This is a genomic window from Enterococcus sp. M-BR2, assembly GCF_056612775.1.
This window is the reverse complement of the sequence record NZ_CM152743.1, coordinates 978,848-994,530: the sequence shown is the minus strand read 5'-3', so window position 1 is coordinate 994,530 and position 15,683 is coordinate 978,848. Positions and strand designations below refer to the sequence as shown.

The 15,683-nt window shown below is 37.0% G+C and carries 16 protein-coding genes and 1 tRNA gene; 11 read left to right on the top strand and 6 right to left on the bottom strand.

The annotated features are described in order from the left end of the window. The first annotated feature begins 148 nt into the window (after window positions 1–148). From AC1F25_RS04850 to AC1F25_RS04840, 3 genes are all read left to right on the top strand, one after another. On the top strand, window positions 149–583 hold the full coding sequence (locus tag AC1F25_RS04850) for a universal stress protein (protein ID WP_479994302.1): 435 nt from the start codon (window positions 149–151) through the stop codon (window positions 581–583). Window positions 584–605: 22 nt separating this feature from the next. Beyond that, on the top strand, window positions 606–926 hold the full coding sequence (locus AC1F25_RS04845) for a hypothetical protein (RefSeq protein WP_002292931.1): 321 nt from the start codon (window positions 606–608) through the stop codon (window positions 924–926). Between the two features lie 142 nt (window positions 927–1,068). Further along, on the top strand, window positions 1,069–1,260 hold the full coding sequence (locus AC1F25_RS04840) for a hypothetical protein (RefSeq protein ID WP_002292933.1): 192 nt from the start codon (window positions 1,069–1,071) through the stop codon (window positions 1,258–1,260). Window positions 1,261–1,329: 69 nt separating this feature from the next. Here the strand turns inward: AC1F25_RS04840 and AC1F25_RS04835 are convergent, their stop codons facing one another. Then, window positions 1,330–1,587 carry a glucose uptake protein gene (locus tag AC1F25_RS04835; protein ID WP_479994301.1) on the bottom strand — a complete coding sequence of 86 codons (258 nt, stop codon included), beginning with the start codon at window positions 1,585–1,587 and terminating at the stop codon, window positions 1,330–1,332. 157 nt (window positions 1,588–1,744) lie between these two features. On the opposite strand from AC1F25_RS04835, the gene AC1F25_RS04830 reads away from it, so the two are divergent. Continuing rightward, complete coding sequence (locus AC1F25_RS04830; RefSeq protein ID WP_479994300.1) at window positions 1,745–2,008, top strand: hypothetical protein; 264 nt, start codon at window positions 1,745–1,747, stop codon at window positions 2,006–2,008. 23 nt (window positions 2,009–2,031) lie between these two features. Next, the gene (locus AC1F25_RS04825; protein WP_002288067.1) at window positions 2,032–2,220 is read left to right on the top strand and encodes a hypothetical protein; all 189 of its coding nucleotides are present in this window, start codon (window positions 2,032–2,034) and stop codon (window positions 2,218–2,220) included. Window positions 2,221–2,374: 154 nt separating this feature from the next. Here AC1F25_RS04825 and AC1F25_RS04820 read toward each other — a convergent pair whose 3' ends face one another. After that, window positions 2,375–2,563 (bottom strand): hypothetical protein, encoded by a 189-nt coding sequence (locus AC1F25_RS04820; RefSeq protein WP_002292937.1) that lies wholly within the window; start codon window positions 2,561–2,563, stop codon window positions 2,375–2,377. 215 nt (window positions 2,564–2,778) lie between these two features. Between AC1F25_RS04820 and AC1F25_RS04815 the strand changes: the two genes are divergently transcribed. Next, window positions 2,779–3,150 carry a YxeA family protein gene (locus AC1F25_RS04815; RefSeq protein WP_002292938.1) on the top strand — a complete coding sequence of 124 codons (372 nt, stop codon included), beginning with the start codon at window positions 2,779–2,781 and terminating at the stop codon, window positions 3,148–3,150. 147 nt (window positions 3,151–3,297) lie between these two features. Here the strand turns inward: AC1F25_RS04815 and AC1F25_RS04810 are convergent. The 3 genes from AC1F25_RS04810 to AC1F25_RS04800 all read right to left on the bottom strand — a co-directional run bounded on the left by AC1F25_RS04810 (window position 3,298) and on the right by AC1F25_RS04800 (window position 4,662). Further along, window positions 3,298–3,370, bottom strand: a tRNA-Gln gene (locus AC1F25_RS04810). Window positions 3,371–3,415: 45 nt separating this feature from the next. Further along, complete coding sequence (locus AC1F25_RS04805; protein ID WP_151669099.1) at window positions 3,416–3,844, bottom strand: hypothetical protein; 429 nt, start codon at window positions 3,842–3,844, stop codon at window positions 3,416–3,418. Between the two features lie 59 nt (window positions 3,845–3,903). Next, a complete protein-coding gene (locus AC1F25_RS04800) occupies window positions 3,904–4,662 on the bottom strand; it encodes a C39 family peptidase (RefSeq protein ID WP_479994299.1) in 759 nt (252 codons plus the stop codon). Window positions 4,663–4,956: 294 nt separating this feature from the next. On the opposite strand from AC1F25_RS04800, the gene AC1F25_RS04795 reads away from it, so the two are divergent. Further along, window positions 4,957–5,154, top strand: coding sequence for a hypothetical protein (locus tag AC1F25_RS04795; protein ID WP_002288059.1), 198 nt, complete (start codon window positions 4,957–4,959; stop codon window positions 5,152–5,154). A gap of 105 nt (window positions 5,155–5,259) precedes the next feature. Further along, entirely contained in the window at window positions 5,260–5,742 is a 483-nt protein-coding gene (locus AC1F25_RS04790; protein ID WP_002292941.1) for a hypothetical protein, read from the top strand. A 55-nt stretch (window positions 5,743–5,797) separates the two neighbouring features. Here AC1F25_RS04790 and AC1F25_RS04785 read toward each other — a convergent pair whose 3' ends face one another. Next, window positions 5,798–6,394: a nitroreductase family protein gene (locus AC1F25_RS04785; RefSeq protein WP_002309425.1), complete on the bottom strand. Its 597-nt coding sequence runs from the start codon at window positions 6,392–6,394 to the stop codon at window positions 5,798–5,800. A gap of 386 nt (window positions 6,395–6,780) precedes the next feature. Between AC1F25_RS04785 and AC1F25_RS04780 the strand changes: the two genes are divergently transcribed. From AC1F25_RS04780 to addA, 3 genes are all read left to right on the top strand, one after another. Further along, on the top strand, window positions 6,781–8,247 hold the full coding sequence (locus tag AC1F25_RS04780) for a peptide MFS transporter (protein WP_002335031.1): 1,467 nt from the start codon (window positions 6,781–6,783) through the stop codon (window positions 8,245–8,247). A 180-nt stretch (window positions 8,248–8,427) separates the two neighbouring features. Continuing rightward, a complete protein-coding gene (locus AC1F25_RS04775; protein ID WP_002309421.1) occupies window positions 8,428–11,955 on the top strand; it encodes a PD-(D/E)XK nuclease family protein in 3,528 nt (1,175 codons plus the stop codon). After that, window positions 11,952–15,674 (top strand): helicase-exonuclease AddAB subunit AddA, encoded by a 3,723-nt coding sequence (gene addA / locus AC1F25_RS04770; RefSeq protein WP_479994298.1) that lies wholly within the window; start codon window positions 11,952–11,954, stop codon window positions 15,672–15,674. Before AC1F25_RS04775 ends, addA begins: the two co-directional genes overlap by 4 nt. The last annotated feature ends 9 nt before the right edge of the window (window positions 15,675–15,683 follow it).

Sequence of the window (15,683 nt, the reverse complement as noted above, 5' to 3'; positions counted from 1 at the left end):
AGGTTTAGAACAAGAGTTCTGATGAGAACAGAAATGTATAAATAACTTGAAAAAAATTGCTATTAATCATCATTTTATTTACACATTGCGTATATTTTTTGTATTTTTGCTTGAGATGTTACAATAAAAGAAAAAGGAGGCGGTTCCAATGAGTAAGAGATACCAGAACATCATGGTAGCAGTTGACGGATCAAGACAATCGATCAAAGCGTTCGCTGAAGCCCTTGACTTAGCAAAGGACAATGAAGCCCACTTATTTATCGTGTCAATCATCAACAAAGTTGAGCTGACCCATAGTGCCTATGCCTTTTCAAAAATCTATGCAGATGAAAAACAAACAACAGAAGTAGCCATGCTGAAAAAAATCAATGATGCCAAAGAGTTCGGTATTGCTGAGATCCATGCAATAGTTGAAACTGGAGATCCAAGAAATTTGATTGCCAATGTCATCCCTGGACAAGAAAATATTGATTTGATTGTTATGGGAGCGACAGGAAAAGGAGCGATACAACAAGCACTAGTAGGATCGACCGCTTCTTATGTCGTTTCACATGCCCCTTGCAGTGTATTGGTTGTGAAGTAATTAGATAAGGGAGGAATAGAAAATGGTTCGCCCTCAAGAAGTTCGTGCACCAAAAGAAAAAATAGAAATTTTAGCAATTATTGAAGACGGCACACAAACAAAAAAAGGATACTCGATTGCTTTAATAAAGTGGAAAGGAAAAAAAGGTGTTGCTGTAAGGTGGGATGGAGATAATCAACAAGACAAAGGATTCCCAATCACTGCGAACGGCTACCATCCAGCGTGGTTTGTTCTGCCTGATAAATTTACAGAATTATACAGCTATGATTATGCGAAAACCGTCACATCCCTCAAAGCATTAGACAAATTAGCAGAAGAGCAGCATAAAATGGATGAAAAATAAAAAAGACGAACCAATCAGTCTTTAGAAAACTGACTGGTTCGAGGAGTAAAAAATGAAAAAAGGTTATTTGGGATGAATATAGAATAATGCGTATAGCTTAAATCAAACTTAAAGCCATAAAAAAGGCAAGAGGGTGAGGTAAATGGAAGCAGGAAAAGTTTTACAGGAAGTAAAAGTATTATGTGCAGATAAAAAATATGAAGAAGCAAAAAGTCTGATTGAAAAGAACAAAGAAAATTTGGAAGAAAAATATCCGATTGCACAAGAATTTGTAGAATTAAAACAAGGAACGCTTCTTCACCGATTCAAACATTTTTTTGGTATCACAGAATAGAAAAAAACGATTAAAGATACAGCAAATCTCTGCTGATCTTTAATCGTTTTCTTTTGAAACTGCTAGGATTCAATTCTGATTTTTATATAAAAAATAAATCCAAATGATTAGAAAAACTACTGCAAGCGTCAATTCGATGATGTGTATCACTAATACAGATGTTGTTTCCCAATGTCTAAAAGAAAAAATCTGATAAGTAAAATATACGGCAGGTAAAGAGGCCAGTAAAACTGAAAACCTCTTTTTCGTCCATTTTATGTAATAGAAAAGAATGCTTAGCATAATAAAAAAAGGAATATAAAAAACGAACTGACCGATCGCAATCATACTATTGCCTCCAATAAATAAAGTCCAAGATACAAAATAACACTTTGTGCGTGAAGGCGCAAGCAGTTCTATGGATTTATCCAGTAAAATATGTATTGTTTTTGAATTTATAGGGGAAAATTGCTATAATCAAAGTGAAAGAAGGAGTGGAATTTTCATGGATCATGTAGTGTTAGAAATCGATTTGCATTTAATCAATAATATTCGGGTGATTTACTATGTTGTAAGCAATAGTGTCGAACAACGTGTACTGACGAATAAAATCAATGGTATTTTAGCAAAGAAAGACGTTCACCGATTCAGTAACGGTGAAGGTAGTTATTATAGTATCCCAGTAGAAAAAATCATTTATACGACAGTCAAAGTCAGAGAAGATCTGGATACTAAAAAGGCATATGAACCTATTTTTACAACTTATTGATTAACAGCAAATGGAGGAAAAAAATGAATCCATATGAACAACTTATCCAAGATTTGATTGATGGAAAAATCGAAAAAATTGATGTAAAAAGAGAAGAATTGATGGCTTTTCGAGAAGCATGGCTGAAATTGGAGAATCGTAAATATGTGGTAGGAAAAGCATCGCTGAACGGCAATGTGACTTATCATTATGATCCAACACGCTTATTTTAGTAAGGATGATTCAGAAAGAAGAAGGGACTGTGACAAAAATCGTGTCACAGTCCCTTCTTCTGGACAAACGGTGTTCAAGAGACAGCCTATCGGCAATAAGGCTGAACGTCTCTTTCACAACTTCTGATTCCCGGTGTTCCAGAAATGAAAATTCCTACTTATTAAATAGATTTTTGAATTTGTCTTTCACACTGTCGATATTTACGTCTTTTAGAAGATTTTGTGCTTTCTCTTTGTAAGGACCTAGTTGTTCTTTATGTTCTTCGATAAATCGTTTTGCGCCGTCGAAGTTGCCGCCTTTTATCATTTCCTTGACTTTTTGAAATAATTCTTCTTGATTCATTTTGAACACATCCTTTGCCATCAACTTGATTTTTTAACATGGATAAAGTGAGAAAAACTACATTATCCACACCTCCATAATATCAAATAACGATCATTTTTACTAAAAAAACACTTGTGTCTCGCTTCTAAAGTAGGAGAAAAATCTCCAACTTAGGTCGGATGGAATTTTTCTAATTGCCCCATATACTGAATATATAACAAGGAGGTAGAAAGATGAAAGTGATTAAATATTTGATAGGATTGGCGGCGATTAGTGGTATTTTGCTATTTGGACTGAAATACTATACTGAAGGAAGTTACGGGGAAATCCCTGGTATACTTGATCAACTAAATCCATTAGTTGAAAAAGGTGAGGTCTATGTAAAAACACAAAAACCAGAGGAAGTAAATGAACATGGAACTGCAAGGTATGTTCAAAAAGCTGCTAATGTCGATGGGGAAGAGCGTACAATTGAATTTAATGGACTTTCTGTGTTAAAAGAAAATCATTATTTGAAAATCAGCAATAAAGGAGCGCACATAGAAACGTATGAAGAAGTTCCTAGAGAAAAAGTTCCGGAAAAAGCATTAGCAATTATTGGCTAAATTTACTGTATGAGTGCTACAGATTTAATTGTTAATTATAATAAAATTATGTAAACTATATAATAAATAATAAAAATATTCCAAAAACCCCTGAAAAAAGATTAATCTTTTTTCAGGGGTTCATTTTTTATCAACAAGTCCATCAAATTGGGATGGCAGGGTTCGAACCTACAATTGCTTGATTCAGAGTCAAGTGCCTTACCAGTTTGGCTACATCCCATTTATTCAACAAAATAATCATAGCACTTTTCTAAAAAAACGCAAGTTATTTTTCTTGATCAGATAGTTGTTGTTTTACTCGTAAAAGGCGGCGCACCAGTTTCTTTTCCAATCCAGCAGGAAGGGCAATCCGCTCTGCTACTGACAAGACGGAGTCAAGCAAGTGATATTCTTTGACAGGTTCATTCATGATATGGTAAATGTTTGCTAAACGTTCGATATATTCAAAGTGGGTGTACTCCGTTCGAGCGATCAGAAATTTTAATAAATCGATTGCTTTTCCATACTCTTGGTCCCCATAATAGACAAGAGCTTGACGATACAGTTTGATTTCTAGTTCATTGATGGTAGCAGGTCTGCGCCGTTTGTTCCACTCATTAATAGAAACTTTACCTTGAACATTTCCTTTGCGGTCACGGACAAAAATAATCGGAATTTCATTTGGATCCATTTTTTTATGAGTGAATTTTTCCATTATCTGTGCTCCCTTCAAAGGTTCGGTATCTAGAGTATAAGGGATTTTTACTTTAATTACTAGCTTTTCTCCAAAGTTAGCATTTGTCCACCCATTGCAGTGAAAATAGCCGAAAAATCATTGATCGGTACTGCTCGATTTTTTACGCCATAGGGGTCGTTGACGTAAATATTTTCTTTGTCGTATCCAGTGACTACACAAGCATGAACAAGTGGAGTGACTCTTACTTCTCCGTTGTTTGTTGTCCAAGTCATAAAATCAGTTTCATCAGGGACTTCAAAATTGATAGTCACGGAAGTCCATACAGGATTTCCTTTAGATAGAGCTTTTTTGATATCATCTAGTTGAGCGTCTGTTTTTGGAAAAGTATGATAATCCGTTTGGACGATTTGTTGAGCAAGAGAGGCAACAGGAGGAACATAGACGCCCATAGCCCCGTCTCCGCCACTGATATCTCCAACAAATCCTTCATTAGGATCGCCGTGAGTCCCGTCTGCATTGAAAACAGGGACGTAATCCAATTGTTCAGCTAACTGGTTTTTAGTCGTTTCATAACCATAAAAAGATAAAAGCATGGAAAGCGAAGTGACCTCGCAGCCATTTTCTAGAGAAGGAGAGTCAAACTGGCTCTCTAATGGAACATCTAGCAAAACTTCTGCTTTCTCTTTTGTCTTTTTCGTTTTTTGTGTTGAACTTTTTTGTGTAGTATTCATTGTATGTTCTGGAGAATGGATATGTAGGTAATAACTTGTACCGCTTAATAAAAGAGTAGCTGTACCTCCTAGAAACAATAGTTTTTTTAATGTTTTTTTCTTCATTGGAAATCTCCCTTTTCAGCTGTTTATCTTTCCTATTATAAGTGTATTTTTATTGGGAAGGGAAGTATTTTATTTAAATATGTAAGAAATAATCAGTTTTTGAGGAATATTATTTATTATTCTAGAAAAAATTCTTCTAGATACAACAGCTGTTTTAATTGTGAAAACGAAAACAGTACGCTATAATGCCTGTAAGGTTGATTTTTGACTGTAAACAAAAAATCAAATAATTAAATCTCCAAAAAATATCAGTTGTAATATGGAGAAAAGTTCCAGCAGTTTAGGAGGATTTTGATGACGGAAGAAATGATTAATTTAGGAGAGCAATATGCATGCAAACCAATTGGCTTTACAAAAACGGTCATTGGTGAAGTTGTATCAAAAATGACAAACTGTGCCGTGGTCAAAGTTGCCCAATGTGCTGCAGAGGATCAAGAGTTATTAGATGAAAAAGCAAGCATGGTTGTTGCAAAATATGATACATTTGAATAAAGAAAATAATTGGACGTGCGGCGTGCTGCAAGTCCAATTTCTTTGAGAAGGTAAATCAGTATTCTTTTCCTGTTTTCAGGAGAAGAAAAAGCGAGGCGAGTTGTCATGGTAACATTTTTTACGGTTCTATTGTTTTTATTCGTTGTTGTTATGTTCTTATTTCTTTGGCTGGTTCGAAAAGAAATTATTTATCGGACTGTTCGGAATCGATGGGTTTACTTGGTCATACCATTCTTAGTAGTACTAGTCGTTTGGTACACACTCATCAGTCAGCCTACAGCAGATGAATTGGCAAAAGGGATTTTGTCAGCGATGATTTTTATTAGTTTTTTGTTGGACAGTCGAGGAATTACAGAAGAAGGGCTTGTCTTGAATAGCTTTGATAAAAAAGGTGTTCCTTTTTCTGAAATAAATAAAATCGTGTTGTACCAACCAAAAGGTTCTAAAATTGTAAAAATGAATTTTTTCCGAAACGGATGGCGGGGACCAATGCTGAAATTTTCTGCATCATTAGAAGAATTAGTTCCATTTTTGTCCCAACGCTTGAACGATGAGGCGGAGATTGATATTATGATCGATCCAGAATAAAAAACAGAGGTTACGACAAGATGTTTGTCACAACCTCTGTTTTTTTCAAGTAAAATTATCCGAATACACGGAAGCGATCTGCATCGTTCATATATTCTTTTTCCCCAGCTGGTGTTTCTGGTGAACCGAATACTAATTGTGAACGTAGTTTCCAGTTTGAAGGGATATTCCATTCTTTTGCAACTGCTTCGTCAATAACTGGGTTGTAATGTTGCAAGTTTGCGCCCAATCCTTTATCAACTAATGCTACCCAAGTGTTCGCTGTTGCGATTCCGTTTGATTGTTCTGACCAATCTGGGAAGTTGTCTGCATATAATTCAAATTGTTCTTGTAGACCTTTTACCACGTCAGTATCTTTGAAGAATAATACTGTACCATAACCATTTTTGAAACCAGCTAATTTGTTTTGTGTATTTGGAAAAGCTTCTGCTGGAGTCAATGGGCGAAGTGCTTCTTCAGTGATTTCCCAAAGTTTTTCATGTGCATCTCCGAAAAGAATAACTGCGCGTGTTGATTGAGCATTGAAAGCAGTTGGGCTTTCTTTAATTGCTTCTTTGATCAAAGCTGTCAATTCTTCATTAGAAAGTGAAACGTTACGTCCTAGATGATAGATTGAACGGCGGTTTTTTAAAGTGTCAGTAAAAGTTGTCATAATAAAATTTCTCCTTTGATTTGCGTTTTGCATTTTTTTAATTGATTACGAAATGAAGTATATCATCTTACAAAAAGTAAGTAAATAGATATGCTCACAAAAAATAAGCGAAGTTCAAAAAACAATTTTGATAAGGGAAATCGTTAGAAAAGGATTTTCTTGGTTATCGCTTTCATTGTTGTGTTTGAGGAATTTTTGCTTATTTGAAAAAACGGTCTGATATATAATTATTAAATCTCTATCTTCTTTTTTTTATGATATTGCCATTAAAAATTACTTGTTTTTATAGAAAATTAGTTTATATTTCTTAAATAAGTTTTTTAGTTAAATTTTTCGGTAAAGATGTATAATATTTTCTGAAAATTTAAAGAATTGGGGTATAGATTATGGAAAAACAGCAAGACAAGGGCTTCTTCGGGCAGCCGAAGGGATTGTCAACTTTGTTCTTCACTGAGATGTGGGAACGATTTAGTTATTATGGTATGCGTGCATTACTTATCTATTATATGTACGATACAGTTGCCAACGGGGGACTTGGATTACCACGAGCAACAGCATTAGCTATCATGTCGATATACGGATCTCTGATCTACATGTCTAGTATCGTCGGCGGATGGGTATCTGACCGAGTGTTAGGAGCAAAACGCACTGTATTCTTTGGTGGAGTCTTCATTATGCTTGGACACATCGTCTTGGCTTTACCATTTGGTGTAAGTACATTATTTGTTTCAATGGCATTGATCATTATTGGAACCGCCTTTTTGAAACCGAACGTTTCTGGCATGGTCGGACATCTTTATTCAAAGACTGATTTGCGAAGAGATGCAGGATTTTCGATTTTTTACATGGGTGTCAACTTAGGGGCGTTATTAGCACCACTAATCGTTGGGACAATCGGTCAAGAATATAACTACCATTTAGGGTTCTCTTTAGCTGCTATTGGGATGTTCTTTGGATTATTACAATACATCATCCAAGGGCGCAAGACATTAGACGGAGTGGGTACAACACCACCGAATCCTTTGACAACTGAAGAACGTAAAGGATTCATCCGTAACTTGATCATCGCACTTGTTGTTATCGTTGCAGTATTCGGTGGCGCACAATTAACTGGTCATTTGACAATCGACTTTTTTGTCAATACAATCAGTGCATTGGGGATTATCTTACCGTTGTATTACTTTATCAAAATGTTGACTTCAAAAGATGTAACTGCTGAAGAAAAACCAAGAGTATGGGCGTATATCCCATTATTCCTTGCAGCAATCATTTTCTGGTCATTACAAGAACAAGGTTCATCTATCTTAGCTTTATTTGCTAGTGAACGTACGCAATCTACACTATTTGGTGTGACGATCCAAGCAAGCTGGTATCAATCATTGAATCCGATTTTCATCTTTATTTTGACGCCGGTATTCGTAACAATGTGGACAAAACTTGGCAAACGCCAACCATCTACAGTAGTGAAATTCTCTCTTGGTCTTTTGTTTGCAGGATTATCATACTTACTATTGATGTTGCCAGGTATGCTTTACGGAACAAGTGGAAAAGTAAGTCCATTGTGGTTGTTGGGAAGTTTCTTCATCGTGGTTATTGCTGAATTGTGTCTTTCACCAGTTGGTTTGTCTGTGACAACGAAATTAGCACCACGAGCATTTGAATCACAAACAATCGCTATTTGGTTCTTAGCTGATGCTTCTTCACAAGCAATCAATGCACAAATTGCACGCTTCTACACACCAGGAACAGAATCTGCCTACTTCGGTATTATCGGTGCAGTAGCAATCGTCGGTGGTATCTTGCTATTTACTGTGAAAGAACCAATCAAAAAACTAATGGGATCTATCCATTAATCAACTCACGAAAAGACAGGAATTGCTTATTTGTAGCGATTCCTGTCTTTTTGCGTATACTCAAAAAAGATAGAAATATCAGAACCATAAAAGTATATAATTTGAAGAATATAGAACAAATGTTCAGTATTTTTTGATATAATAAAGAAGCACCGTATCATGTGTTGAAGGAGGAAAAGCATGTCTTTACAATTTATTCTTGGAAACGGGAAAAAAGATCACCGTCAAGTCTTGATTGACGAAGCATCAGCTTGGCTCGACCAAGATGCAAGCAACCAAGTATTTTTCCTTGTTCCCAATTACAGCAAATTCGAACAGGAACAAGAAATTTTAGCGGAGATGCGAAGAAGAAGCGGGAAAAAAGCTTTCAGCACAACAAATGTTCAAGTATTCAGTTTTTACCGTCTGGCTTGGTATTTGCTGCAACAGACAACCCTTCTTACAGGAAATGAATTATCAGAATCCGGATCTGCGATGATCTTGCGACAGATTTTAGAAAAACATGAGGAAGAATTAACGATCTTTCGCGGAGAAATCAATAAAAGAGGATTTATTCGCCAATTGCAAGAACTCTATAGTGAGTTGCGCACAGGGAATATTCAACCGGAAGACTTGATGCTTTTATTTGGTGATTCACCGAATGCAGAAGACCAGCAACTTAAAATGAAAGACTTGAAGCTGATTTTTTCAGCTTATGACAGCGAATTGACCGAACGTGCACTATCAAATGAAGATGCACTGGCTATACTAGCAAATTATATGCAGACACAAGATTTCACCAACGTCCAATTTATCGTCAGCGGTTTTTCCCGAATCAATGGGCAAGAGTATCAATTACTGCAGGCAATGATGGAAAAGGGGCAATTAGTTGTCGATTTATTGTTGGATCGTCCTTATACAGCGGATCTTCCAGAAGTACTTACGCTCTTTCATGAGACTGGAAAGCTTTATTTCCGTCTTTTTCAAAGTGCGAGAGAACGGAAAGTTCCTATATTAGTAGATCGTTTTGCGCCAGAGCAGAATCGTCCGACAGAGCTTCAGTTGCTGCAAACGATGTGGGAAGAGACTTCCAGCCAAAAGAAAGCAACCGTCCGCAAATTAGGGGAACAAGAGGCTCTCCATTTGTGGGAAGCTGAAAATCCAACTGAGGAAGTCCGACAGCTAGCTGTTGAAATCAGACGGCTAGTCAGTGAAGAAAACTACCGTTATCGTGATATCCAAGTACTGACAAAAAATATGTCCTTATATGGAAATATTCTTCGACCAATCTTTCAAGAAATGGCGATTCCTTTTTATATCGATGAAGAACAAATGATGGAAAATCATCCGCTGATTGAATGGGTCAACAGTCTGTTCGCTCTTGACCGATATTCTTATCGACTAAGTGATATTATGCGTTTTTTCAAGACGGAATTGTTCCTATCGATGGAAACAGAAACCGAACTGGATGAATGGAAACAAGAACGAGATGAATTCAGGAAAAAATTGGACATCACAGAAAATGTTGCACTTGCTTATAATTATCAAGGCACTTACTGGACGCGTGAAAAAGACTGGCAGTTTGTGGCGTATGATTTTGAAGCAGAACAGATTGAAGACGTACAGTATCTGGAAGAACAGTCAAATACGATTAGACGATTATTTCAGAAATCTGTACCTGCATTTTTTAAAAAAATAAAGAAAAGTAAAACAGGTCAAGCGGCCGCAAATGTTTTTTATCAATTTTTGATTCAAAGTGGTGTACAGCAACAATTATTGTTTTGGCGTAATCAGGAAGTAGACAGAGGAAACTTAGAAGCGGCAAGAAACCATGAGCAGACATGGGGAGCGCTGATTGATCTGCTGGATGAATATGTAGTCATTTATGGTGAATCGGCTTTTGACTGGTCTCTGTTCCAAGAAATCATTACGAGTGGTCTCGAAAATCTAAGTTATGGTAAAATCCCTACCGCAATCGACCAAGTGCGAATCAACCGTTTGGAATTAGTTCGACCGAATCAAGCTGCCGTCACTTTTGCATTAGGTTTGAATGATCAAGTGTTTCCAGACCGTAAAGAAACAAAAGGATTGTTGTCCAGTGAAGAACGAGAAGTATTAAATCAAGCTTTGCCAGATGGACAGTTTTTATTCGACCCATCAAAAGAAAGTATCTCTTTTGAGCCTTTCCAAGCCTACCTTGTTTTTCTTTCCGGAACGGATCGATTATATCTTAGCTATGCACAAAGCTATGACACAGATGGTTCACTGAAGATGTCTCCTTATTTGCGCAGAATCACAGAATATTTATCAGTTCCCGTCGAGAGAAAAGAGCATTTGACAATCGAAAGCGATCCTGATTGTTATGTAGGAACTTACAGAAGCGGAATCAATACAGTCAATAGGATTTATCGATTAGCTTTAGATGAAAAGAAACCTGTACCAAAACATTGGCAAAAGCTCAAAGAATTAGTACTGAATTCCTCATGGCGCAATTTTGCTTTACAAATCTTTGAAAGTCAGGAACATTTGAATGTGCCTGTTTCGATGCCAGAAAAAATGGCGGAAGAGCTTTATGGAAAAGAAATTTATACTTCGATTTCACGTATGGAGAATTTTTATAATTGTGAATACAAATACTTCATGCAATTTGGGTTGAAATTGAAAGAACGAACTGTTTATGGTTTGACTCCAGCAGCAACAGGTGATTTTTATCATGAATCATTGGATCGTTTCTTCAAGCTACTGTTTTCAAACCAATTATCCTTAGTGAATATGACCGATGCGCAGCGTAAAGACTTTACTGAAAAAGTGCTGCAAGAAGTGTTCGGAGAACTTCGGTTTGAGATATTGGATAGTTCCGCAAGAATGAACTATATCCGCTATCAGTTAGGACAGACGATCCAAAAAGTAGCATGGGCTTTGCAAAAACAGAGCAAAAATACGGGCATGCATCCTCTTCAGACGGAGATTTTATTTGGTCAGATTGCTGGAGCAAAAGGTATCACAGGTCTGGAATTACCGTTGAGTAATGGTGGAAAACTCCACGTTCGAGGAAAAATCGATCGGATCGATGTAGCTTCTGAACAAGAAGATACTTGGTTAAGCGTTATTGATTACAAATCTAGTGGACGTTCATTCGATGTCACAGAAGCTTATTATGGCATGGCTATGCAATTATTGACGTATCTGGACGTAGCATTGATGGATGCGGTACGTTTGACTGGAAAGGCGGCTGTTAAACCAGCAGGATCATATTATTTACATGTTCATAATCCTGTATTGACGGAGACCGATGATGTAGAGAAGAATACATTGAAAAAATTTAGTTATGATGGCGTTTTTGTCGATGATCCCGCTCTTTTAGAAGTACTAGATCATTCACTGGAAGCAAAAGAACAATCACTGATCTATCCAGTGAAAAAAAATGCGAAAGATGAATACCAAAAAGGTAGTTTCAGCAAAGATAAATTTTTCACGGAAGAAGAACTGCAACTGTTCATGGCGCATAATCGGGAAAATATGCGGTTAGCTGGAGATGCAATCACTTCCGGAGAAATCAAACTGAACCCAGCTTATAAAGATAAACAGCGAATTGCCTGTGAATTTTGTCCATTCAGAAGCATCTGTACGTTTGATGTGATGCTGAAAGAAAATAATTACCACCGTCTGGAGAAAATAGATAAGGAAGAAGCACTGCGCAGAATATTGAAAAGGAGTGAAGAAGAGTGAATCAAATTCCTTTAAAACCGCAAAATGAACGATTTACAGATGATCAGTGGCAGGCGATTTTCGATCAAGGAGATAATTTGTTAGTCTCTGCGTCTGCCGGATCAGGTAAAACTACAGTGCTTGTTCGAAGAGTGATTGAAAAATTAAAAATGGGTTTTGATATCGATGAATTACTGATTGTGACATTTACTGAAGCAGCTGCAAGAGAAATGAAAGAAAGAATTCAAGAGGCATTGCAAGAAGCGGTCAACAGCGAAAGCGACCCTGTACGAAGACAGCATTTTACTAAGCAGTTAGTTTTATTGCCCACAGCGAATATCTCAACCTTACATGCTTTTTGTCTAACAGTTATTCGACGTTATTATTACTTAATTGATATTGATCCGGTCTTTCGCATGTTAACAGATGAAACAGAAACGATCTTGATGAAGGAGGATGTGTGGGACGAGCTGAGAGAAGCACTTTATGCAGAAAATGATGAACGATTTTTCCAATTAACAATGAATTTTTCTAATGATCGTTCAGATGACGGCTTGACGAATCTGGTATTTTCGCTTTATGAGTTTGCCCGTGCCAACCCTGACCCCAAAAAATGGCTAGAACAGTTAAGCGCTAATTATCGTTTGACTGAGGGGCTAGCGAAATCTCGATTATATCAAGAACAAATCCGTCCTTTAGTTTTGGCAGATGTATACCAATGTGTACAATTATATGAACAGATGACTCAGTTAGCACAAGGTGAAGGATTAGAAAAAATGCATGAGCAAGTAGCTGGAGAACAACAGCAGATCAAAAATATCTATGAAGCTTTCTCGCAAGATCGGTTAGAAGATGCTTATGCTAGTTTGGAACAACTGACTTTTTCAACTTTTAAGAGCAGTCGTAAAGCAGAATTGAAAGAAATATCCAATGAAGTCAAGGGCATGAGGGATAAAGCAAAAAAATTGATTCAGCAGATAAGTAAAAGTTACTTTCCTGTTTCACCAAGCCAAATGGAAGAATTAACGGAAAAAGCACTACCGTTAGTCGAAGAAATGACAAAAGTCACGCAAAGCTTTATGGACGGTTTCAGTATGCGTAAACGGGAAAAAGGCGTATTGGACTTCAATGATCTGGAACATCTAGCGTTGCAGATTCTCACAGAAAAAACGAAAGATGCATGGCTGCCAAGTGAAGCTTCAAAACATTATCGAAAAAAATTCAAAGAAGTAATGGTAGATGAATATCAAGACGTGAACCAATTACAAGAAGCCATTTTATACTGGCTAAGAGAACCTGATGATACAAAAGGAAATATGTTCATGGTTGGGGATGTCAAACAATCCATTTATTCTTTCCGTTTAGCAGATCCTAGTTTATTTATCGGGAAATACGAGAATTTTTCAAAGAAAGAAGGCGGACGTCGGATCGTTTTGGCTGAGAACTTCCGCTCTAGAAAAGAAGTCCTTTCTTTTACGAATCTTATTTTTGAACAACTAATGGATCCAGCAGTTGGTCAAATCAATTATGACGAAGCAGCCAAACTGATACAGGGATTTTCAGACTTTCCAGAGAATGAACAGTTTGAGCCAGAAATCATGATCTATGAAAAAGAACAGGAAGAATCAGAGATCGAGATTCCCACTGACGATATACTGGAGGACAAAACAGAAGGCGAACTTTTTATGACAGGACTGAAGATTCGTCAATTGATTGATTCTTCCTTTATGATTTATGATAAAAAATCAAAGAAAGATCGTCCGATAGAATACAGAGACATTGTTCTCTTGACACCTACAAAAAAGAACAACTTAACAATTTTAGAGATTTTCAAAACATTGGATATTCCTTTGGAGATGAATGATGCTCAAAATTATTTTCAAGCGACAGAAATTCGCACGATGATCTCGTTGCTACAATTAATTGACAATCCCTATCAAGATATTCCGCTTGCAGCTGTATTGCGTTCGCCAGTCGTGGGTTTGATTGAACCAGAATTAGCAAGTATCCGATTAGCCGACCGTGCACATACTTACTATGATGCTGTGCTTGCTTATCAAGCATCAAACGAAGATGAATTAGCGGTTAAGCTGGAACATTTTGGCAAACAACTAGATCATTGGCGAGAACTTGCTCGCCGTTCTTCGATCACTGACTTGCTATGGGATATCTATTATGAGACGGGATATCTAGAGTATGTGGTCGGTCTGCCAGCAGGGGCACAGAGACAAGCCAATCTTTATGCATTGGTCGATCGTGCCAAAGCATACGAGCAAAGTTTTTTCAGAGGATTATATCAGTTCGTGCGTTTCATTGAAAAAATGCAAGAAAAAGACAAAGACTTAGCAGAACCAGTCATTTCAATAGAAGATAATGCTGTTCGCGTAATGACGATCCACGCAAGTAAAGGCTTGGAATTTCCAGTTGTATTTTTGTTAGATATGACGAAAGAATTCAACTTACAAGACTTACGCAATCGGTATGCTTTTGAAGAAAAACTTGGAGCAGGTATTCGCTATATGGATCCTGAAACACGGGTACTGTATGATACGTTACCATTTCAAGCCATCAAATTGGCAAAGCAAAACAAATTGTTATCGGAAGAAATGCGTAAATTGTATGTAGGATTGACTCGGGCAGAACAAAAGCTTTTCATTGTCGGTTCCTATAAAAATAAAGAGCAAATGATCCAAACATGGTCTGAAGCAGCTGATCATGAGGAGTTGGTTTTTGATCCTGAGCTACGTTTGAAGGGCAGAAGCAGCTTGATGAATTGGATTGGTTACGGATTGATCCGTCATCCTGAAATGCAGAAATACTTAGAGGAAGAAGTTTCGACTTCTCTCCTTCAATATTCAAATGCACAGTTTTCCATTTCATGGATGAATCAGCAATCAATCATTGAACAAAGACAGTTGCTTGCTGAAAAAGAACTGGTTAACTTAGATCAGCAGGTGAAAGAAAAGGAAACTGTATTAGCAGATTCGTTACAAAAACGTCTAGCCTATGAATATCCTTATCAGGCTTCTTCGCAAACCACAAGTTATCAATCTGTATCTGAGATCAAACGATTATTCGAAGATCCAGATGATACACAAGAATCACGCTTGACTCTGGAAAGTAGTCAGACAAAGGCAGCATCTCGTCAATTCCGTTATACGCAAGAACAACTAGCAGAACCAAAATTTTTACAAAAAGATCGGCAAGTGTCGGCAGCTGCTGTTGGAACAGCTACCCATGCTTTATTGCAATTGCTGCCATTAGAGATGCCAACTACAGAGAGCATCAATCAAAAGTTGCAGGAATTAGTAAAGAAACGGTTAATAGACGAAAAGGTCGCAAAAAAAGTAGATGTTTCTTCTATTATATGGTTCTTTCAAACAGAACTTGGGCAACAGTTGATTGCCAACAAAGAAAACGTAAAACGGGAACAACCTTTTTCCATGCTGCTTTCTGCTGATGAAGTATTTCAAGACTATCCAAATCAGGAAGATGAGCTATTGATCCACGGAATCGTCGATGGATACTTAGAAGAAAAAGATCATCTCCATATCTATGATTTTAAAACAGATTTCATTTTACATCCGGATGATCCAGCAGAAATAGACGCGATCGTCCAAAAATATCAGGAACAGCTAAGACTTTACCAACAAGCAATGACAGAAGCACTGAATAAACCTGTAGAAAATGTTTTCCTAATTTTACTTCGAGTGAAACGAATCATAAACATTAATAAATAATTATAATTG